Source organism: Streptomyces sp. MI02-7b (assembly GCF_033793585.1).
In the GTDB taxonomy this organism is placed as follows: domain Bacteria; phylum Actinomycetota; class Actinomycetes; order Streptomycetales; family Streptomycetaceae; genus Actinacidiphila.
On record NZ_JARAWX010000002.1, the window covers coordinates 401358 to 421991 of the forward strand.

Genomic DNA, 20634 nt, shown 5'->3' on the forward strand with positions numbered 1-20634 from the left:
CGCGGCACGGGATCAGCTGCGGGCGCGCTGCGTCACGGCGACGCACACGAGCACCGCCACCGCCGCGGGCGCGGTCAGCGTGCCCAGGTCCTCGCCCAGCAGCGCGGCCGCCCACACCAGCGTCAGCAGCGGCTGCGCCAACTGCAGTTGGCTCGCGCGGGCCACACCGATCGCGGCCATCCCGCGGTACCAGACCATCAGCCCGAGGAACTGCGACACCAGCGACACCCAGACCAGCCCGACCACGGCCCGGGCGTCCGCGTGCGCCGGTTCCGCGGTCAGCGACACCGCGGCCGCGGGCACGGTCAGCGGGAGCGCCCCGACGAGCGCCCAGCCGATCACCTGCCAGCCGGGCATCACGGAGGCCAGCCGGCCGCCCTCCACGTAGCCCGCCGCGCAGACCACCAGCGACGCGAACAGGAAGAGGTCGCCGGTCGTCGGGGCGCCACCGCCCTGCCACAGCGCGAACCCCACCACGACCGCCCCGCCCGCGACGGCCGCGGTCCAGAACAGCGACGAGGGCCGCGCCCCCATGCGTACGGCGGCGAGCGCGGCGGTGACCAGCGGCAGCGCGCCGACCACGACGGCGGCGTGCGAGGTGCCGGTGGTGCGCAGCGCCAGCGTCGTCAGCAGCGGGAAGCCGAGCACGACCCCGGCCGCCACGACCGCGAGCCCCGCCCAGTACCGCCGCTCCGGCACCGGTACGCGCGCGAGAGCCAGGCACGCACCGGCGACGGCGGCCGCGAGGACGCCCCGGACCGTCGCCGCCGTCCAGGGGCCGAAGCCGGTCAGCGCCCAGTGCGTGGCCGGGAAGGTGAGGGAGAAGGCGGCGACGCCGAGGCCGGCCAGGGCCGTGCCGCCGAGAGCCGTGCGCGCGCCCGGTCCACCCGGCGTTCCGGGTCCGTCGACCGCTATCGGCGTGGGTGCGGTAGCGCTATTGTGTGCTGTCATGAATGACGGTAGCAGTTCGGGGAATCTCGCAGAATCCCTCCGAAGTGAGCTGATCCGCTACTCTCCGGGAGAGAAACTGCCGTCGAGTCGCGTCCTGGTCGAACGCTTCGGCGTCTCCCCGGTCACGGTCTCCCGCGCCCTCGCCGCCCTCGCCGCGGAAGGACTCGTGGTCACCCGGCCCGGCGCCGGCGCCTACCGCTCGCCCGGACGCACCAGGGACGCCCCGGCCGTCGACACCTCCTGGCAGCAGGTGGCCCTCACGGCCGAGGAGCAGCACGGCGAACCCGCGCCGCGGGTCGTCGACGCCTCCGGGGTCACCACGAGCCTCGCGGTGCCGCCGCCCGGCGTCATCGCCTTCAACGGCGGCTATCTGCACCCCTCGCTCCAGCCCGAGCAGGCACTCGGCGCCGCCCTCGCCCGCGCCGGCCGCCGCCCCGGAGCCTGGGAGCGGCCCCCGCTGGAGGGACTGACCGCGCTGCGCACCTGGTTCGCCCGCGAGACCGGCGGCCCCGGCGGCGACTTCGGCCCCGCCCACGTCCTGGTCACCGCGGGCGGACAGGCCGCGATCACCACCGCCCTGCGGGCCCTCGCACCGCCCGGCGCCCCGGTGCTCGTGGAGTCACCGACCTACCCGGGCGCCCTGGCGGTAGCCCGCGCCGCGGGACTGCGTCCGGTTCCGGTGCCCATGGACGACGACGGGGTGCGGCCCGACCTGCTGGCCGAGGCCTTCGCCGCGACCGGCGCCCGGGCCTTCTTCTGCCAGCCGCTGTTCCAGAACCCGACCGGCACCGTGCTCGCCCCCGGCCGGCGCCGCCGCGTCATCGAGATCGCGCACGCCGCCGGAGCCTTCGTCATCGAGGACGACTTCGCGCGCCGTCTCGGCCACGGCGGGCCGCTGCCGCCCCCGCTCGTCGCCGAGGACCCGTACGGCGCGGTCGTCCACGTGACCTCGCTGACCAAGCCGACCGCGCCCAGCCTGCGGGTCGGCGCGCTCGTCGCCCGGGGGCCGGTCATGGAACGCCTGCGCGCGATCCAGGTCGTCGACAGCTTCTTCGTGCCCCGGCCTCTGCAGGAGGCCGCCCTCGAACTCGTCGGCGCCCCCGCCTGGCCCCGCCACCTGCGCGCGGTCTCCGCGGGGCTGCGCGAGCGGCGCGACGCGATGCTCGGCGCACTCCACCGCCACCTGCCCGCCCTCGCCGCCGGCGTCCGGGCGCCCAGCGGCGGCTACCAGTTCTGGCTGCGCCTTCCCGACGGCACCGACGAGACCGTGCTGGCCGCCGCCGCGCTCCGCGCGGGCACGGCCGTCGCCCCCGGCCGCCCCTATTTCGCCGCCGAGGCACCGGCCCCGTACGTCCGCCTCAGCTTCGCCGACACCACCGGCACCGACGAGATCGCCGACGGCGTCCGCCGCCTTGCCGCGGCCTGCGCGGAGACCGGCGTCACAACAGGTACCTGAGCCGGTCGCGGGGCGTCAGCTCAGCGCGACCTCGCCCGCGTGGACGGCCCGCAGGGCGCGCTCGACGGTCTCCTGGCTCTCGCCGACCGGGGCCACGTAGCCGATCACCTCGCGTACGGCGTCCTCCCCGAGCGTCCGGTGCATCACCCAGGTGGCGAGGTACTGCGACGCCAGGCAGGCGCCGGCCGTGGCGATGTTCCCCTCGGCGTGGAACGGGGCGTCCAGCACGGTGACATCGAGGGCTTCGACAAAGGGCCGGGTCTTGGGGTCCGTGCACACCGGCATGTCCCCCAGCAGCCCGAGCCGCGCGAGCACCAGCGCACCCGAGCACTGCGCGCCGACCAACTGCCGTGAGGGGTCGAGCGGCAGCAGGGAGAGCAGCCTTTCGTCGGCGGCGACCTCGCGCGCCTTCACGCCGCTGCCGATCAGCACGACGTCGGCCTCGGCCACGAAGTCCATGGGCCGCTGGCCGCTCACCTCGACGCCGTTCATCGACGTGACGACCGGCGTCGGGGTGGTGATGAAGGCTTCCAGACCGTCCTTGCGGCATCGGTTGATCAACGAAGAGGCGATGAAACTGTCGAGTTCGTTGAACCCGTCGAAGGTGACCACGGCTACCTGCATCACAACTCCTCCAGTAGGGCAGATGTCCAGTCTCCCCGGCGCGCTGTCCCCGGGTCGAGGGCCAATCGGCGGTCCGCGGCCCCGTGCACCCCGGGCAGAATTCCGGCTGCGCGAAGCATTCACGCGGGGCCGGGAATTGTCGCGCGAAAGGGCGCGAGTCAATTCAAGGAAAGTGTCGCCGGGGAAATTCCGGGACGGTGTGACCGCTGCGGTCACGGTGCCGTTTCCGGTTCGATAATTCCGTCCGGCGTTGCCCGCCTTTAGCGTCGGGTGTGAAATGAGAGAGCGCGCAGTGGAGACGGAGAGGGTGGCGGAATCCCGCCGGCCCGGTGTCCGCCCCGGCGCGCCGGCCCTCGACTCCGCGAAGGAGGACGGGCGATGACACGCCCCTTCCGCACCGCCGCCGTGATCGGCGCAGGCACAGTCGGACTGTCCTGGACAGCCCTGTTCGCCGCACACGGACTGACCGTCCAGGTCAGCGATCCCCGCCCCGATCTGGAGGACGCGACCGACGAGGCGCTCGCCGAGTTCGCCCCGCACCTGGCTGCCCAGGGCCTGGACACCGACGGTCTCGCCGGCCGCGTGCACCTCGCGGCCGACGTCGCCGAAGCGGTCCGCGACGCGGACGTCGTGCAGGAGAACGGGCCCGAGCGCGTCGAATTCAAGAAGGAATTGTTCGCCCAGCTGATCCGGGAGACCCCCGGACACGCGCTGCTGCTGAGCTCCTCTTCGGCGATCCCGGCGACAGCGTTCAGCGCGGGGCTGGAGGACGCCGGCCGCGTCCTCGTCGGACACCCCTTCAACCCGCCCCACCTGATGCCGCTCGTCGAGGTCGTACCCGGCGAGCGGACCACCGAGGAGGCCGTGCACGCGGCCGTCGACTTCTACACCGCGGTCGGCCGCACCCCCGTCGTCGAACGCCAGGAGATGCCCGGCTTCGTGGGCAACCGGCTGCAGAGCGCGCTCAGCCGCGAGGCCGTCTACCTCGTCCAGCAGGGAGTGATCTCGCCCGAGGACCTGGACACCGTCGTCACCCACTCACTCGGCATCCGCTGGTCCGCGGTGGGGCCGTTCCTCGGCTCGCACCTGGGCGGCGGCCCCGGCGGCTACCGCCACATGAGCGCGCACATCGGCCAATCCATGCAGCAACTGGACCTCGGGCAGCCCTCGCAGGACCCGCAGGACCGGGAGCGCGTCATCGAAGCGGTGGAGAAGGCCTACGCCGCCACGCCGTACACCGAGCTCGCCGAAGCCCGCGACCGCAAGCAACTCGCCGTCCTGGCCGCCCTGGACGACGTCCGCCGCACACAGCACGACAAGGAGAACTGACATGACCACCAACGCCACGCCCCTCACCCAGGTGGACGACCAGTTGGAGGCCGACTTCTACATGTACCAGTCGCTGCTGTCCGGCGAGGAGCTCGAGATCCTGCTCGGGGCCCGCGCGTTCCTGAGCAAGGAGATCAAGCCGCTGGTCAACGAGTACTGGGCCAAGGCCGAGTTCCCCGTCGAGTACATCGAGAAGTTCCGGAGCAGCGGACTGGCCGCGCTGCCCTACGAGGGCTACGGCGAGCACAAGCAGGCCGTCAGCCACCTGCTCAGCGGGATGCTCGCGGTGGAACTCGGCCGCGTCGACGCCTCGACCGCCACCTTCTTCGGGGTCCACAACGGCCTCGGCTTCTACTCCATCTACTACGGCGGCGACCAGGAGCAGCGCGACCGGTTCCTGCCCGCCATGGCCACGATGGAGAAGATCGGCGCGTTCGCGCTGACCGAGCCGCTCGGCGGCTCCGACGTCTCCGGCGGCATGCGCACCACCGCCAGCCGCGAGGGCGACACTTGGGTCATCAACGGGGCCAAGAAGTGGATCGGCAACGCCACCTTCGCCGACTACACCGTGGTCTTCGCCCGTGACGTCGACGACAACAAGGTCAAGGCCTTCGTCGTCGAGAAGGGCACCCCCGGCTTCTCGCCGGCGAAGATCGAGGGCAAGATCGCGCTGCGGATCGTGCAGAACGCGGAGATCACCCTGACCGACTGCCGGGTGCCGGAGGCGAACCGGCTGCACAACATGAAGGGCTTCCGGGACGTCGGCGAGGTCCTGCGCCGGACCCGCGGCGGCGTCGCCTGGCAGTCACTGGGCGTCATGATCGGCGCCTATGAGCTCGCACTCGAGTACGCCAAGCAGCGCGTCGCCTTCGGCCGCCCGATCGCCGGGTTCCAGCTGATGCAGGACCTCCTGGTCAAGAGCCTGGGCAACATCACCGCCTGCTGGGGCATGCTGGTGCAGCTCGCCCGGCTCCAGGACGGGGGCGTGTACCGCGACGAGCAGTCCGCACTCGCCAAGGAGTACGTCGCGGCCCGTATGCGTGAGGTCGTCTCCTGGTGCCGCGAGCTCTTCGGCGGCAACGGCATCCTCCTCGACTACGACATCGCCCGGTTCTTCACCGACGCCGAGGCCCTCTACTCCTACGAGGGCACCCACCAGATGCAGACCCTCATCGTCGGCAAGTCCATCACCGGCCACAGCGCCTTCGTGGGGTGACCGACATGACCACCGAATCCGTCTTCACCGGCCTGAAGGTCCTCGACGTGGCGACCTACATCGCAGGACCGGCAGCGGCCACCATGCTCTCCGACTTCGGAGCGGACGTCATCAAGATCGAACCCCCGGGAAGGGGCGACCCGCAGCGGCTGCTGAGTTCCGTGCCGCCCAGCCCCGTGGCGCAGGCCAACTACGGCTGGCACCTCGCCAACCGCAACAAGCGCGGCATGGTGGTCGACCTGAAGTCCCCCGCGACCGTGGAGGTGCTCAAGCGCCTCGTCCGGTGGGCCGACGTGGTGATCACCAACTTCCCGCACGGCACACGCGAGAAACTGCACCTCGGTTACGACGAGGTGGCGGGCTGGAACCCGAGGGTCGTCTACGCCGACCTCACCGGCTTCGGGGACGCCGGCCCCGACGCCAGGCAGCCGGGCTTCGACCTGACCGCCTTCTGGTCGCGCAGCGGACTGCTGGCCTCCACCCGGGACGCGGGAGCCCCGCCGACGGTGCCGGTCTGGGGCAGCGGCGACTACACGTCGGCGACGGCGATCTACGCGGCGATCGCGACCGCCCTGTACCGCCGCGAGCGGACGGGGCAAGGGGCCGACGTCGGGACGTCGCTGCTCGCCACGGGCGTCTGGGCCACCGGAACACTCGTGGCCGGGGCCCTCGCCGCGGGCACGCCGTTCGAGCTGCACGACCGCACCATGCCGGCGAACGCGCTGACCAACCCCTATCGGACGGCCGACGGCCGCTGGTTCATGCTGGCGACCTCGTCCGTGCACTGGCCGGCACTCGCGCGGGCCATCGACCGCCCCGAACTGGCAGAGGACCCCCGTTTCACCGACCTCGAGGGCTTCGCCAAGAACGCCGCCGCGCTGGCCGAACTGCTCGACGACGCGTTCCGCGCACGGCCCTTCGCCGACTGGAAGGAGGCTCTGGCCCGCGAACGCGTCAACTACAGCCTCATCCAGACTCCGGAAGAGGCCGCGCAGGACCCGCAACTGCGCGCGAACGCCATCGTCGTGCCGATCGAAGGTGTCACCGGGCTGGACCACACCGTCAACAGCCCCGTCACCCTCCGAGGGGTGCCGAAGGTGCCGGCGAAGCGGGCGCCCGACCTGGGCGAGCACAACGACGAGATCCTCGCGGAGCTGGGCTTCGACACCGCCGAGATCGACGAACTGCGGGCGCGGGGAGCGATCCCCGCCACGGCCGAGGCGCAGCGGGTGCGCTGAGCACGGCGCCGCGGAACACGGCGGCCCCGGGGGGCCGCCGCGCAGCGTTTCCCCGGCTCAGACGTGCAGCGGTTCGGCGAAGACCTTCCGGGCCATGGCGACGAGTTCGTCCAGGTCCCCGTCGCGGGCCCGGTCGCGGCGCCAGACCAGGACGGTCTCCAGGCGGCGCTCGAAGTCCGTGAACGGCAGGACCCGTGTGTTCTTCCTGGCGTAGCCGTGCAGGGGGCTGTCCGGATCGAGCAGGGAGAAGGAGAAGGCCATCCCGCTGGACACTATCTCGGCGATACCGGAATAGTCGGTGTCGGTCAGGTCGATGCGTTTCCTGATCCCCCGCTCGAAGATTTCCCGGTCGAGTTCGTCGAAGTACGCGGGTCTGCCTTCCTTGGGGGCGACGACGAAGCTGAGGTCGGCCAGCTCGGCCAGCGCCACGCGGTCCCGCCCCGCGAACCGGTCGGCGGGCACCACCGCTCCCAGCCTCTCCGTCATGACGGGCAGCAGGTCGAGTGCCGGATCGCCCACCGGCAGCCGCACCAGCGCGAGGGCGAGCCTGCCCTCGCTCACGCCGCCGATCAGGGCCCTGGACGTGCCCGGCCAGCACATCAGCTCGTACCTCTCGCCGACCCGCTCGCGGAGCGTCTCGGCGAGGTCGCGCACTCGGGGGTGCACCCCCAGAGGGATGCCCACGAAGAGGGTGCCGCGCCCCGACGAGGTGGCCTCGCGCAGCCGCCACGGAACGGAGTTGATCTGCTCCAGTACGTCGCGCGCGATCGGCAGCAGCGCCTCGCCGGCCCGGGTGAGCGTGACGCTGTGGGTGTCACGGTCGAACAACCGGTGGTCGAGCTCGTGCTCGAGGTCCTTGATCCGCTGGCTGAGCGGTGACGTGGCCATGTGCAGCCGCCGCGCCGCCGCCGAGAAGTTCAGCTCCTCCGCGACGGCGACGAAATAGCGCAGATGGAATATCTCCACGCATTCACGTTAACCCCCGCCGGGCCGGCCGGGCCGGGTCCCGGCCGGCGGCCGGTCCTGCGGCGCGGGGGTGGGGGCGACCGGTGCGGGGCAGGCACAGGGTGTAGGACTCCTGCAAACGGCTTCGGCGCGAAGGGCTGCCGCAAGGCCCCGCCCTCGGCCATGGGAGGTGCCCCGCGTGCACTCGGTCCGGGACGACAGAAGCTTCGCCGTTCTCCTTCTGAGCGTTGTGCTGATCTCAGGCGTGAGAGTGGGATTCGCCGCTGCCGGCCTGCAGATCATGGGCGTAGCGGAGTACGCCGTGCTGATCCCCGTGGTGGCGAGCGCACTGCTGTCGGTACGCCGGACGCTGATCGTGGGGCTGTTCAACATGGCCGCCGCCGTCGCCGTCTACGGGACGGTCCTCCACGACGTCATGGGGCTCATCAGCCAGGTCACCACCATCACGGCGCTGGCCGTCGCACTGGGCGTCAGCCTGGTCGTCTGCCGCATCCGTGTGGCGGGGGAGAGGCGCTTCGGACGCCTGATGATCGCCCGCGAGCGCCTCGCGCTGCTCAGCGAGGCCAGCGCGTACGTCGGCAGCACCCTCGACGCGGCGCGGACCGCCGAGGAACTGGCCGACGTCGCGGTGCGCGGCTTCGCGGACCACGCCGCGGTGGACCTCTTCGACTGCGTGCTCAAGGGCGAGGAGCCGGTTCTCGGACCCGGCACGGACAGGATCACCCTGCGCCGCACCGCGCAGTCGGGCTCGGCCCTGCCCCTGGGGGGTGTACGGACCGGCGGCGTCGTCGCCCAGTGCCAGGGATCGGCGCCGGCCCCCGACGTGATGACCGCCGGCCCCGTGATGACGGAGATCGCCGACGCGGCCGACACCAACGCGCCGCACTCCGCGCTGGTGGTACCCCTTCGCGCACGGGGGGTCACCCTCGGCGCCGCGCTGTTCACCCGCTCCCGCAGCCGCGCCCCCTTCGACGCCGACGACCTGCTCCTGGCGGCGGAGATCGGGGCGCGGGCCGCGGTGTGCGTGGACAACGCCCGGCGCTACACCCGCGAGCGCAACACGTCCCTCGCCCTCCAGCGGAGCCTCCTGCCACAGGTGGTGGCCGAGCAGCCGGCGGTGGAGGCGGCGACACGCTACGTGCCCGCGGGAGTGCGCGCGGGCGTGGGCGGCGACTGGTACGACGTCATCCCGCTCTCGGGGGCCCGGGTCGCCCTGGTGGTGGGGGACGTGGTCGGGCACGGCGTGCAGGCCTCGGCGACGATGGGGCGGCTGCGTGCCGCGGTCCGCACGCTCGCCGACGTGGACCTGCCGCCCGACGAACTGCTCACCCACCTCGACGACGTCGTCACACGGTTCCGCGAGGAGATGGGAGGGACCCCGGACGGGAGCCGCGATCCCCGGTCGGACACCGGAGGCATCGTCGCGACCTGCCTGTACATGATCTACGACCCGGTCTCGCGCCACTGCGTGGCCGCTCGCGCCGGCCACCCGCCACCGGCCGTGGTGGGTCCGGGATCGAACGCCGAGTACCTCGACATCCCCGCGGGACCCCCGCTGGGCGTGGGCGGACTCCCCTTCGAGACCGCCGAGCTCGACCTGCCGGCGGGCACTCTGCTCGCCCTCTACACCGACGGACTCATCGAGTCCCCCGGACGCAGCCTCGACGAGGGACTGGGGCGCCTGAGGAAAGCCCTGTCCGAGCCGATGTCCTCCCTGGAGGACATGTGCGACCACGTCCTGAACACGCAGATCGGCGGGGGCTCGCGGGACGATGTCGCCCTCGTCATCGCCCGTACCCGGGAGTTCGACACGACGCACGCCGCCGCGTGGGACCTGACGGACGACCTCGCCGAGGTCGCCCGCGCCCGCGACCTCGCCTCGTCCCGGCTGGCCGGCTGGGACCTCGAAGAGCTCGCGTTCACCACGGAGATGGTCGTCAGCGAGCTGGTCACCAACGCCATCCGCTACGGCACGGGTCCCGTGCAGCTGCGCCTCATCCGCCAGTCCACGTTGATCTGCGAGGTGTCCGACAGCAGCAACACCGCCCCCCACCTGCGCCGGGCCCGGATGCTCGACGAGGGCGGGCGCGGGCTGTTCATCGTGTCGCAGCTCGCCGAGCGCTGGGGCACCAGGCAGCGGCCCGACGGAAAGACCATCTGGGCCGAGGTGGCCCTCCCGCCTGTGGTCACGGCCGGTACCTGAGCGGATGGTCCTCCGGCACCTCCACGACGCAGACGCGCACCCCGTCGGGATCCTCGATCCACATCTCCAGGAGCCCCCACGGCTCCTGCCGCGGCTCCCGCACCACGCGCACGCCGCGCTCCGCCAGCTCGGCATGGGCCGCGCTCACGTCCGGTACCTGGAGCCAGAGTTGCAGACCCGGCGCCGGTGGGCCTCCGGCGTGCCCGGAGACCTCCAGGAACCCTCCGCCCAGGAAGAAGACCGTGCCGCGCGTCTCGCGGGGCCCGAACTCCCGGTAGACCGCGAGCCCGAGGTCGTCCCGGTAGAAGGCCCGCGAGCGCTCCGGATCGGTGGGCCGCAGCAGGATCCTGCTGCTCAGTACGTTCACCATGCGCGCGAAGCTACCCACGAGCCCCCGGGAAAACCGCCTGACACGTCGGGCCGCCGTCCGGCACCCTGACCGCATGGCTCACGGACCGGGCGCGATCGCCCCGCTGTACAGGACGTGTCCGGGGTGCGGTGCGGAAGCCCGCTGCGAGAGCGGGGCGATCGTCATCGACGGGGATCTGCACTGGAGCGTGGAGGGCACGTGCGCGGCGTGCGGGAAGCACGCGGGGTTGGAGTGCGGTCGCGGTGAGATCCCCTGGTACGTGCGGGACGCGCTGATCGCCGGGCACGGCGAGGCGGTGCTGCGCGCGGAGCCGCGGCCCGGTGGCCGCCGCGCTCAAGACCGTCCGTGAGCTGTTCGGCGTGCCGCTCTCCGAGGTCCGCGCCCGCCTGCGCGCCCTCGCCGAGGACGGCGTGCGGGGCGCCGAGGTGGAGCTGAGACTGCCGGCCGCCCGTCTGGAGGAGGCCGGTTTCAGCGGTCTCCGTGCGGGTGGCGGAACCGCTCGCCAGGAAGCGCCGCGACGCGCCGGACGAGCACCGGCGCTTCGACGCCCGCCGGCCCGCCAACCCTGCCGCGCAGGGCAGGCCGGCATTCGCCCGTGCCCCGTTCCGGGCGAGCGGGGCCGAGGTGGAGGAGGCCGGTGAGATACCGGACGCGCCAGAGGTCGAGCTGGTGCCGGGGAGCCTCGCCGAGGAACTGCGCGCCCCCCTGGCCGTCCACCTCGCCGGGGGCAGCGTCGTCGTCATCGCGGCGGGCGTGGCACCGGACCCGCTGGCGCAGGACCCGTACGACCACGTCCCGGTCGACCTGGCCACCGACGGTACGTGGACCTGGGACCTGGCGTGGCGGCACTGGGTGCACGAGCACGGCTGCGCGCCGCCCGCGGAGTTCGTCGCGCACGCACGGGCCAGGGGTTTCGCGCCGCCGCCCGCCGTGACCGGCTAGCCTCGGGACGACCCGCCGGCCCCGAGAGGACCCCCGTCATGGAGAGCGAGCCCCTCGTCACCCCCGACTTCCGCACCGCGACCACCGCCGACGTGCCCGCGCTCGTCGCGCTCGTCGAGTCGGCGTACCGCGGCGACGCGAGCCGGGCCGGATGGACCACCGAGGCGGATCTCCTGGAGGGGCAGCGGACCGACCCCGCGGGCGTCGCGGCCGTCGTCGACGGGGAGCGGAGCCGGATGATCGTGGTCGAGTCGGACGGTGAGATCGTGGCCTGCTGCCAGCTGGAGAACCGGGACGGGCACGCCTACTTCGGCATGTTCGCCGTCCGCCCGGGCCGGCAGGGCGGCGGCCTCGGCAGGATCGTGCTGGCCGAGGCGGAGCGTTTCGCGCGTGAGGAGTGGGGCGCCGACGCGATGCACATGACCGTGATCACCCAGCGCGAGGAGCTGATCGCCTGGTACGTGCGCCGTGGCTACGAGCGCACCGGCACGATCAGCCCCTTCCCGTACGGCGACGCCCGCTTCGGCCTGCCCACCCGTGACGACCTGGCCTTCGAGCTGCTGGTGAAGAAGCTCGGCTGAGCCGGCCCGCGGACGCTCAGAGCCGCCCGGCCTCGACGATCCGCGACAGGAAGCGCCGGGTCCGCTCCTGCTCGGGGGCGCCGAAGACCTGCTCGGGCGTGCCGCGCTCCAGGACGACGCCGCCGTCCAGGAAGCACACCTGGTCGGCGACGTCGCGGGCGAAGCCCATTTCGTGCGTGGCGATCACCATGGTCATCCCCTCCCCCTTCAGGTCGCGGACGACGCCGAGCACCTCGCCGACGAGTTCGGGGTCGAGCGCGGCGGTGATCTCGTCGAGGAGCAGCAGCCGGGGCCTGCCCGCCAGGGCCCTGACGATCGCCACGCGCTGCTGCTGTCCGCCGCTGAGCCGGTCCGGGTACTCGCGCGCCTTCCCGTCCAGCCCGAGGCGGCCGAGCAGTTCGTGCGCCCGCGCCTCCGCCTCCGCGCGGGCCACGCCGTGCACCCGGCGCGGTGCGAGGGTGACGTTGTCCAGCACGGTCATGTGCGGGAAGAGGTTGTACGCCTGGAAGACCACGCCGACGCGACGCCGCACCGTGTCCGGGTTCACGCGGGGGTGGGTGATCTCCTCGCCGTCCAGGAAGATCGCCCCGTCATCGATCTCCTCCAGGAGGTTGGCGCAGCGCAGCAGCGTGGACTTGCCGGAGCCGGACGCGCCGATGAGGACGGTGACGCTGTGCGGCGCCACCTCCAGGTCGACGTCCCGCAGCACGGGTGCGCCGCCGAAGGTCTTGCGCACGGACTCCAGCCGCAGCACGGGTGCGTCGGTCATACGGTCCCTCCTTGCGACTCACGGCGGTTCATCCGCGCGGTGACCCAGTCGGTGAAGCGGGTCATCGGGATGGTGAGGGCGACGAACACGAGCCCCGCGACGATGTAGGGGGTGTAGTTGAAGCTCTGGCCGGCGATGATCTGCGCCGCGTAGACGGCGTCGACGGCCCCGGCGATGGAGACCAGGCCGGTGTCCTTCTGCAGCGACACGAGGTCGTTCAGGAGTGCGGGCACGACGCGCCGTACGGCCTGTGGGAGCACGACGAACCGGAGGGTCTGCGCGCCGCTCAGCCCGAGCGAGCGCGCCGCCGCCCGCTGGCTGGGGTGGACGCTCTCGATACCGGCCCGGAACACCTCGGCCACGTACGCGGAGTAGGTGAGCACCAGCCCGGTGCCGCCGAGCACCACCGGGTCGGTGGGCACACCTTGGAGGCGGAGGGCCGGGACGCCGTAGATCACCGTCAGCAGGCAGATGATCAGCGGCAGGCCCCGGAAGAAGTCGACGTACACGACGGCCAGCGCCCGCAGCGGGAAGAGCACCGGTCCGCGCAGGGTGCGCGCGATCGCCAGCAGCAGGCCCACGACGAGCACGACGGCCCCGCACACGACCAGCAGCCGCAGGTTGAGCAGCAGCCCTTCGAGGACCTTGGGCAGCGCCTCGCGCGCGTAGTGGCCGCTGAGAAACGTCTCCCGCACGCGGGGCCAGCCGGGGGAGCGGGTGATGCCGAGGTACAGCAGCACGGCCGTGACGAGGGTGCTGGCCGCGGCGATGCCCGCGGAACGGCGGGTCCGGACACGGCGGTGGCGCTCGCGGGCGATCCGCCGCTCCGACGGCGTGTACGGGTGCGGGTCCTTGCGGACGTCCTCGCCGAGGGTCACTTGAGCACCGGCGCGTCGACGGCGTCGGACAGCCACTGCTGTTCGAGCTTCGCCAGGGTGCCGTCGGAGCGCAGGGCGTCGACGGCCCGGGTGACGCAGGCGGTGAGCGGGCTGCCCTTGTCCAGGACGAGGCCGAACTGTTCCTGCGCGCCGCCGCCGGTAGCGAACTGGCCGACGATCCGGGCGTCCTCCAGCTCGGCGGAGGTGATGTAGAAGGCGGTGGGCAGGTCGAGCACGATGGCGTCGACCTGGCCGTTCTTGAGCGCGGCGACCGCGAGGTCGTTCTTCTGGTAGACGGCCGCGGCCGCGGTGGGCCTGATCTCGTCGTTGATCACGTCGAGGCTCGTGGTGCCGATCTGGGCACCCAGCTTCACCTTCTTCAGCGCCGCGACGCTCGTGGCGGAGGCGGCCTTGGAGCCCTTGAGGGCGATGACCGCCTGACGGACGTCGTAGTAGCCGGAGGAGAAGTCCACGGCCTTGCGGCGCTCGTCGGTGATCGAGATCTGGTTGATGTCGAAGTCGAAGGTCTTGGCGCCGGGTGCGAAGGCGTTGTTGAAGGGGACCGACTGCCAGTCGACCGCGGCCCGGTCGTAGCCGAGTCGCCGGGCCACCGCGTAGGCGACCGCCGACTCGTAGCCCTTGCCGTTGGCCGGTTCGTTGTCCTCGAACCAGGGTGCGTAGGCCGGGTTGTCGGTGCCGATCGTCAGCTTGCCCGAGGTGCGTGTGCGCAGTGCGGAAGGCGGGCACGAGGCGGCGGACGCGGATCCCGAGGGCCCGGGCGTGACGGCCTTGGTGTCGCCCGAGGCGGAGTCCTCCTGCGGCGCGCACGCCGCCGCGGTGAGGACGAGGACGGAGAGGGCCGCCGCGGCGGCGAGGCGCGAGGACGCCCGGGAGGCGGGAGCGTGAGACATGGCGGGACCTTGGCACCGCCGGGCGGGCACTGTCCACGCCAAAACGCGGCGATCCCGTATGCCGGACGTTTGTGTCCGGCGTGTTGCCGGCTACCAGTCCGTGAGGCCGGTCTCGACCGCGCGCTTGACCTTGGGGACGTCGGTGACCGCGCCGTCCAGGCCCAGGGCGTGGGCGAGGGCGAGTTCGCGCGGGGTGTTGACCGTCCAGGCGATCACCGAGATGCCGGCGCGGTGGCACTCCTGCACCAAGGCGAGGCTGATGCGCCGCAGGCTGAGGCTGACGAGGCGGGCGCCGACGGCCTGGGCGCGCGGGATGATCTCGGAGCCCATCGGGCCCTCGGCGACCAGCACGGTGCGGGCCTCCGGCAGGCAGGCGCGGATCTCGGCGAGGGCCGCGTCGTGGAAGGACAGCACGTCCACCCGCTCGACCAGGTCGCGCTCGCGCAGCACGTCCGCGAGGACACGGGCGGCGGCGACGTCCTTGATCTCCGCCTGGATGGGCGCCGCGACCGCGTCGACGACCTCCTCGAAGACCGGCACCCGCTCGCCGCGGCCCGCGTCGAGGCCGCGCAGCTCCTCCAGGGTGAGATCGGAGACGAAGCCGGAGCCGTCGGTGGTGCGGTCGACCTTCTCGTCGTGCATGACGATCAGGGCGCCGTCCTTGCTGAGGTGCAGGTCGAGCTCGATCTGGTCCAGTCCCTCCCGCTCGGCGCGGACGAAGGAGCGGAGGGTGTTCTCGGGCTCGACGCCCATGACACCGCGGTGACCGACGGTGAAGAAGCTCAAGACGGTTCGTTCGCTTCCGGTGCTGGTGCTTGCGTTTGGTCCACGGACACCGCGCAGCCTAGCGGGCCCCTGAGGCGGCGGGCCGAACGCCGGGTGAACGGCGCGCCCGCCCGCAGGAAGAATCGCGGCGAGGGCCGCCCTGAGCGGAAGATTTTCCTCCGCCTGCACTTGAACGGAAGAAGCAGGCCTATATACGGTGGCCATACAAGAGGTTCTTCTGTGAAGGAGGGGTCATGACGGAAATCCTGTCGCCGGCGACGGCGTCGAACGACAGCGCGGGCACCAGCGGGACCGGTGTGTCCGGCGGCGGTGTTGTCCGGCACCCGGCCTGGGCGGTCCTGAAGCAGGCGGTGGAGGAGATCCGCCCCTGGCAGCTCAAGGACGGCTCCATCGACTTCTCCGCACAGGACGCGCCGCAGCGCGCCGTCGTCGACAACGCGCTGGACCGCGTGGTCCGCGCCGTGGAGGAACTCTCCCCGCTGCTCCCGCACGACTCCGCCTACCACGAGGCCCTGGTCAAGGACCTGCGGCGCTGGTCGGACGGCGGCTACGCGGTCCCGGACTTCCTGGACGCCCTGCTCTCCTTCCACCCCGCCGCCGAGCGCACCGACGGCCTGGAGCACCTCGTGGTGTTCCCGATGTACACCCAGAACGGCAACCCCGACCGCAACCTGGAGGCCGTCGCGCTGCGCGTGGTGTGGCCGCAGTGGCTGTCCGAGCTGGAGCGCACCCGCTACGACAACCCGCTCTTCGTGCCGATCACCTTCGAGGACTTCACGCCCGGGTACGACACGAACTCCGCGGTGCTCTTCCCCGAGACCGTCGCCGTGCGCGAGGCCCCCGAGCGCTTCACCTGGGGCGGCATCTTCTGCGACCGCGAGGCCGCCCGCTTCCGCGCCGTGAGCCGCGCCGCCGTGGACACCCTCGGCGTGGCGCTGCCCGAGGACGCCGAGGAGCTGCTGGCGGACCAGGAGCTCAGCCAGCAGACCTTCGTGCTGTGGGACATGATCCACGACCGCACCCACAGCCACGGCGACCTGCCCTTCGACCCCTTCATGATCAAGCAGCGCCAGCCGTTCTGGATGTACGGCCTGGAGGAGCTGCGCTGCGACCTCACGACCTTCAAGGAGGCCGTGAACCTGGAGGCCGAGGGCCACGGCATGGGCCGCTACCTCCAGTACGCGATCCTCTTCGACCGCCTCTTCCGCTTCCCGGTCACCGGCGACCGCGTCCGCAACTACGACGGGCTCGGCGGCCAGCTGCTCTTCGCGTACCTGCACAAGCACGACGCCGTGCGCTGGACCGACAACAAGCTCCGCATCGACTGGGAGCGCGCCCCGCAGGTGACCAACCAGCTCTGCGGCGAGATCGAGAAGCTGTACCGGGACGGCATCGACCGCCCCAAGCTCGTCCACTGGTTCGCCGCCTACGACCTCGTCTCCACTTACCTCTCCCCGCACCCCGGCTCGGTGTGGGCCAAGGGACCGGACGCCCTGGACCTCGGTCTGCCGCCGCGCAAGCTCGTCGACGAGGTGCTGCCGGACGAGTTTCCGCTGAGCATGTTCTACGAGGCCCTGGCCAAGAAGCTCCGTGATGTGATCGCCTCGACCAAGGGCATCACGGCCCACGGCACGGGTCAGGTGGCCGCGTGACCGACGCAGCGGAGGAGGCGGCGCAGATGACGGAAGCAGGCGGTACGGCCGGAGGATCCCTGGCCGGGGCCGTGATCGCGGTGGCGGGGGCCGGCGGTCCCGCCGGACGCGCGACCCTGCAGCGGCTCGCCCGCGCGGGGGCCCGTGTGGTCGGCGCGGACGCCAATCCGGAGCGGCTCGCCGAGGCCGTCGACCTGGCGCGCTTCGACGCGGGCGGCGCCGTCATCACCGGCGACGTGGTCGACCTGCTGGACCTGTCCGCGACCAAGGAGTGGGCCGGCCGGATCGAGAAGGAGCACGGGCGCGTCGACGGGATGGTCCACCTGGTGGGCGGCTGGCGCGGTTCCGCGTCCTTCCCCGAGACCGACCTCGCGGACTGGGACTTCCTCGAGAAGCTGCTGATCCGCACCGTCCAGCACACCTCGCTCGCCTTCCATGACGCCCTGCTGGCCGCGCCCGCCGGGCGGTACGTACTGATCAGCGCGGCCGGCGCCAGCCGGCCCACCGCGGGCAACGCGGCGTACGCCGCCGCCAAGGCCGCCGCCGAGGCGTGGACGCTGGCGCTCGGCGACTCCTTCCGCAAGGCGGCGGGGGAGCAGGCGCCGACCGCGGCCGCCACCGTCCTGGTGATCAAGGCCCTCGTGCATGATGGGATGCGCAAGGAGCGCCCGAACGCCAAGTTCGCGGGCTTCACCGATGTGACCGACCTGGCCGACGCCGTCGCCGACGTCTGGAGCCGGCCCGCCGAGGAAGTGAACGGAACCCGCCAGTGGCTCACACCCCGCCCGTGACCGATACCCGTACGGACGCCGTCCGCCACCACGACCCGCGGACCCGCGGCTTCGCGAGCGACAACTACGCGGGCGTCCACCCCGAGGTGCTGGCGGCGATCGCCCTCGCCAACGGCGGCCACCAGGTCGCCTACGGCGAGGACGAGTACACCCTGCACCTGCAGGACGTCTTCCGCGCCCACTTCGGCCCGCGCGCCCAGGCCTTCCCGGTCTTCAACGGCACCGGCGCCAACGTGGTCGGTCTGCAGGCGCTCACCGAGCGCTGGGGCGCGGTGATCTGTGCGGCCTCCGCCCACATCCACGTGGACGAGGGCGGCGCCCCGGAGCGCATGGGCGGTCTGAAGCTGCTCACCGTGGCCACCCCGGACGGCAAGCTGACCCCCGAGCTGATCGACCAGGAGGCCTGGGGCTTCGACGACGAGCACCGCGCCCAGCCGCAGGTCGTCTCGATCACCCAGACCACCGAGCTGGGCACCTGCTACACCCCCGAGGAGATCCGGGCGATCTGCGAGCACGCGCACGAGCGCGGTCTCGCCGTCCACCTGGACGGCTCGCGGATCGCGAACGCGGCCGCCACCCTCGGCGTGCCCCTGCGCGAGTTCACCACCGACGCGGGCGTGGACGTGCTGTCCTTCGGCGGCACCAAGAACGGGCTGCTGTTCGGCGAGTGCGTCGTGGTGCTGAACCCGGAACGGGTCCGGGCGATGAAGCATCTGCGCAAACTGTCCATGCAGCTCGCCTCGAAGATGCGCTTCGTCTCGGTGCAGTTCGAGGCGCTGCTCACGGGCGACCTCTGGCTGCGCAGCGCCCGCCACGCCAACGCGATGGCCCGCCGCCTGGAGGCGGCCGTGCGGGAGGTGGACGGGGTGACGGTCGTCCGCCCGGTCCAGGCGAACGCCGTCTTCGCGCTGCTCCCGCGCGAGGTCGGCGAGCGGCTGCAGAAGCGCTACCGCTTCTACTTCTGGGACGAGGCCACCGGCGAGGTGCGCTGGATGTGCTCCTTCGACACCACCGAGGAGGACGTGGACTCCTTCGCGGCTGCGCTGGCCGAGGAAATGGCCGCGCAATCCGTGTGAGCGGTTCCCCGGGGGAGAATTTCCCGGGGAACGAATTCCCCGGGAAAGGCCGCCGCGGAACTGCTGGAGAACGCCGAGGGGCGTACCGGACGATCCCGGTACGCCCCTCGCGCCGTTCTCGCGGTGTCAGCGGTTGACGCAGACGTTGCCGGCCACCGGGTTGAGCAGCGCGACGGCGTTGATGCCGTTGCCGCAGACGTTGATCGGGATGTTGACGGGCACCTGGACGATGTTGCCGCTCAGAATGCCGGGCGAGCCGATGGCGGCGGCCCGCGCGTTGGCACCGCCACCGCCGTGGCCGCCGAAACCGCCGCCGTGGCCGCCGGCGACGGCGCCGGTGGCGGCACCGAGCACGGTCACACCGGCGACGGCGGACAGGGCCGCGGCCTTCGCGATGCGCTTCATGGCGTTCTCCTTCGAAATTCGTTGGTGACCCCGTCCGACGACGTGCGGCGCCACCCGAATGTGTGCGCCCGCCGGTCCGGTCACGTGGTGAACCGGGTGAAGGTCAGGGTCTCGTACGGAGAAGTGGTTCCCGTCTCGTAGAGCAGCCCCACCGTGCCACCCCCCAAGTCCACCAGGTCGGAGTACGCGGCCGGGTGACTACTCGTCAGCAGGGCCGGTTCCCAGTAGATGCCGCCGTCGGCGCTGGCCCGGACCTCCATGGCGGCGCGCGCCCCCGGATCGGACGGTCCGGAGTACAGCAGCAGCCCGCCCGGCAGCTGCAGGACGCTGCCCTGCACCTCCGGCCCCTCGATGGCCTCCTGGGGCTCGAAGCTGCCCTCCACGCTCTCTCCGCCGTCGGTGCTGTAGGCGTTGGCGCGCGAGGCGTTGGAGAAGCCGCCGTCGTCACGGCTGTTGATGTAGATCCGGCCGTCCGGCAGCTCGGCCATGGTGGTCTCGTTGAGATTGATCCAGCCGCCCGGGACCTCCTCGACGAACCCGATGTGCCAGGTCTTGCCGTGGTCGTCGCTGTAGAGGGAGTGGGCGCCGTGCACCACCTCGCCGTCGACGACGGCGGTGTGGTTGGCCGGCACGAGCAGGCGTCCTGCGTGCGGGCCGTTGCGCAGCGCGATGGCGTGGCCGGGCCCGGTGGCGTACCAGCGCCAGTTGTCGGGTTTGACGCTGCTGGTGATCTGCCGGGGCGCGGACCACTTGGCCCCGCCGGAGTCGCTGTGCAGTTCCCAGACCTGCCGGGCGTCGTAGACCGCCTTGGAGCTGCCGCCGAGTTGAGCCTTCGTCAGATTTCCGACGGTGCGGCAGATCAGCAGCACGATGCGGCCGGTCTTCGGGTCGGCCACCGGGGTGGGGTTGCCGAACGTCTCACCGGCGCCGCGGGCGACGACGCGCATGGCCTGCCAGGTGCAGCCGCCGTCCAGGGAGCGGCGCAGCACCACGTCGATGTCCCCCTCGTCGTCCGCCGACGTACGGCGGCCCTCGGCGAACGCCAGCACGGTGCTCTTGCCGATCCGCAGCACGGCCGGGATACGGAAGGTGTGGTAACCGCCGGTGCCGGAGCGGAACGGCACGGACGTGGCGCATTGGGCGGTGGGTGCCACGGCCGCCTCTCCGGCCGGCGCCTGCCAGCCCGCCGCCCCGGTGAACAGGACGGCCAGACCGGCCAGTGTGCGCTTGCTTCTGACGGCACCGAGTGTCATCAGGCTTCCTCCGGACGGCGTCGACATGGCCAGAAGCGCAAGATTCTCATCCGCCATGCGGGGTGCGTGGATGACACTCCGTTCGCGTTTTTTCCGGTAAGTCAATATGAGTAATGCGCGCGAAACGGTGCGGATATCCTTGACACTTTTTTGGCGTGTCCCTTGGCTGCATTCCATGGTATCCACCACGGACCGTGCTCCAATGTGCCGGGAAGTGATGGTCGAGAGGCGCGCGCG

The 20634-nt window shown here is 72.1% G+C and carries 21 protein-coding genes; 11 read left to right on the plus strand and 10 right to left on the minus strand.

What is annotated here, in order from left to right; genetic code table 11:
- Nucleotides 1-12: 12 nt before the first annotated feature.
- Nucleotides 13-951, minus strand: a complete 939-nt coding sequence (locus PV364_RS04010) for a DMT family transporter (RefSeq protein WP_319658208.1) — start codon at nt 949-951, stop codon at nt 13-15.
- On the opposite strand from PV364_RS04010, the gene PV364_RS04015 reads away from it, so the two are divergent.
- On the plus strand, nt 950-2407 hold the full coding sequence (locus PV364_RS04015; RefSeq protein ID WP_319658209.1) for a PLP-dependent aminotransferase family protein: 1458 nt from the start codon (nt 950-952) through the stop codon (nt 2405-2407). The genes PV364_RS04010 and PV364_RS04015 overlap by 2 nt on opposite strands.
- A gap of 15 nt (nt 2408-2422) precedes the next feature.
- Here the strand turns inward: PV364_RS04015 and PV364_RS04020 are convergent, their stop codons facing one another.
- A complete protein-coding gene (locus PV364_RS04020; RefSeq protein ID WP_319658210.1) occupies nt 2423-3031 on the minus strand; it encodes a DJ-1/PfpI family protein in 609 nt (202 codons plus the stop codon).
- A 378-nt stretch (nt 3032-3409) separates the two neighbouring features.
- Between PV364_RS04020 and PV364_RS04025 the strand changes: the two genes are divergently transcribed.
- The 3 genes from PV364_RS04025 to PV364_RS04035 are packed head-to-tail and all read left to right on the plus strand — an operon-like array spanning nt 3410 to nt 6814.
- Nucleotides 3410-4360, plus strand: coding sequence for a 3-hydroxyacyl-CoA dehydrogenase NAD-binding domain-containing protein (locus tag PV364_RS04025; RefSeq protein ID WP_319658211.1), 951 nt, complete (start codon nt 3410-3412; stop codon nt 4358-4360).
- A gap of 1 nt (nt 4361) precedes the next feature.
- Nucleotides 4362-5576, plus strand: coding sequence for an acyl-CoA dehydrogenase family protein (locus PV364_RS04030; protein WP_319658212.1), 1215 nt, complete (start codon nt 4362-4364; stop codon nt 5574-5576).
- Nucleotides 5577-5581: 5 nt separating this feature from the next.
- Nucleotides 5582-6814 carry a CoA transferase gene (locus PV364_RS04035; protein ID WP_319658213.1) on the plus strand — a complete coding sequence of 411 codons (1233 nt, stop codon included), beginning with the start codon at nt 5582-5584 and terminating at the stop codon, nt 6812-6814.
- Between the two features lie 57 nt (nt 6815-6871).
- On the opposite strand, the gene PV364_RS04040 is transcribed toward PV364_RS04035, so the two are convergent.
- The gene (locus PV364_RS04040; protein ID WP_319658214.1) at nt 6872-7780 is read right to left on the minus strand and encodes a LysR family transcriptional regulator; all 909 of its coding nucleotides are present in this window, start codon (nt 7778-7780) and stop codon (nt 6872-6874) included.
- Between the two features lie 250 nt (nt 7781-8030).
- Between PV364_RS04040 and PV364_RS04045 the strand changes: the two genes are divergently transcribed.
- Entirely contained in the window at nt 8031-9983 is a 1953-nt protein-coding gene (locus PV364_RS04045) for a SpoIIE family protein phosphatase (protein ID WP_319658215.1), read from the plus strand.
- Here the strand turns inward: PV364_RS04045 and PV364_RS04050 are convergent.
- A complete protein-coding gene (locus PV364_RS04050) occupies nt 9967-10353 on the minus strand; it encodes a VOC family protein (RefSeq protein ID WP_319658216.1) in 387 nt (128 codons plus the stop codon). The genes PV364_RS04045 and PV364_RS04050 overlap by 17 nt on opposite strands.
- A 73-nt stretch (nt 10354-10426) precedes the next feature.
- Between PV364_RS04050 and PV364_RS04055 the strand changes: the two genes are divergently transcribed.
- The 3 genes from PV364_RS04055 to PV364_RS04065 all read left to right on the plus strand — a co-directional run bounded on the left by PV364_RS04055 (nt 10427) and on the right by PV364_RS04065 (nt 11876).
- A complete protein-coding gene (locus PV364_RS04055; protein WP_319658217.1) occupies nt 10427-10702 on the plus strand; it encodes a hypothetical protein in 276 nt (91 codons plus the stop codon).
- A gap of 137 nt (nt 10703-10839) precedes the next feature.
- A complete protein-coding gene (locus PV364_RS04060; protein ID WP_319658218.1) occupies nt 10840-11295 on the plus strand; it encodes a hypothetical protein in 456 nt (151 codons plus the stop codon).
- 38 nt (nt 11296-11333) lie between these two features.
- Nucleotides 11334-11876 (plus strand): GNAT family N-acetyltransferase, encoded by a 543-nt coding sequence (locus PV364_RS04065; protein ID WP_319658219.1) that lies wholly within the window; start codon nt 11334-11336, stop codon nt 11874-11876.
- 16 nt (nt 11877-11892) lie between these two features.
- Here PV364_RS04065 and PV364_RS04070 read toward each other — a convergent pair whose 3' ends face one another.
- From PV364_RS04070 to PV364_RS04085, 4 genes are all read right to left on the minus strand, one after another.
- Nucleotides 11893-12645 (minus strand): amino acid ABC transporter ATP-binding protein, encoded by a 753-nt coding sequence (locus PV364_RS04070; RefSeq protein WP_319658220.1) that lies wholly within the window; start codon nt 12643-12645, stop codon nt 11893-11895.
- Nucleotides 12642-13523, minus strand: coding sequence for an amino acid ABC transporter permease (locus PV364_RS04075; RefSeq protein WP_319658221.1), 882 nt, complete (start codon nt 13521-13523; stop codon nt 12642-12644). The genes PV364_RS04070 and PV364_RS04075 overlap by 4 nt, the downstream gene beginning before the upstream one ends.
- Nucleotides 13520-14434, minus strand: a complete 915-nt coding sequence (locus PV364_RS04080; RefSeq protein ID WP_319658222.1) for an ABC transporter substrate-binding protein — start codon at nt 14432-14434, stop codon at nt 13520-13522. The genes PV364_RS04075 and PV364_RS04080 overlap by 4 nt, the downstream gene beginning before the upstream one ends.
- 90 nt (nt 14435-14524) lie before the next feature.
- On the minus strand, nt 14525-15220 hold the full coding sequence (locus PV364_RS04085) for a glycerophosphodiester phosphodiesterase (protein ID WP_319658223.1): 696 nt from the start codon (nt 15218-15220) through the stop codon (nt 14525-14527).
- Between the two features lie 233 nt (nt 15221-15453).
- Here PV364_RS04085 and PV364_RS04090 point away from each other — a divergent pair, with 233 nt between their 5' ends.
- From PV364_RS04090 to PV364_RS04100, 3 genes are read left to right on the plus strand one after another with little or no spacing between them, the layout of a single operon-like run.
- A complete protein-coding gene (locus PV364_RS04090) occupies nt 15454-16872 on the plus strand; it encodes a DUF6421 family protein (protein ID WP_319658224.1) in 1419 nt (472 codons plus the stop codon).
- A 26-nt stretch (nt 16873-16898) separates the two neighbouring features.
- A complete protein-coding gene (locus PV364_RS04095; RefSeq protein WP_319658353.1) occupies nt 16899-17663 on the plus strand; it encodes an SDR family oxidoreductase in 765 nt (254 codons plus the stop codon).
- Nucleotides 17642-18739, plus strand: coding sequence for a low specificity L-threonine aldolase (locus PV364_RS04100; RefSeq protein WP_319658225.1), 1098 nt, complete (start codon nt 17642-17644; stop codon nt 18737-18739). The genes PV364_RS04095 and PV364_RS04100 overlap by 22 nt, the downstream gene beginning before the upstream one ends.
- Before the next feature lie 126 nt (nt 18740-18865).
- Here the strand turns inward: PV364_RS04100 and PV364_RS04105 are convergent, their stop codons facing one another.
- Nucleotides 18866-19144, minus strand: a complete 279-nt coding sequence (locus PV364_RS04105; protein ID WP_319658226.1) for a chaplin — start codon at nt 19142-19144, stop codon at nt 18866-18868.
- A gap of 80 nt (nt 19145-19224) precedes the next feature.
- Nucleotides 19225-20397 (minus strand): sialidase family protein, encoded by a 1173-nt coding sequence (locus PV364_RS04110; protein ID WP_319658227.1) that lies wholly within the window; start codon nt 20395-20397, stop codon nt 19225-19227.
- Between the last annotated feature and the right edge of the window lie 237 nt (nt 20398-20634).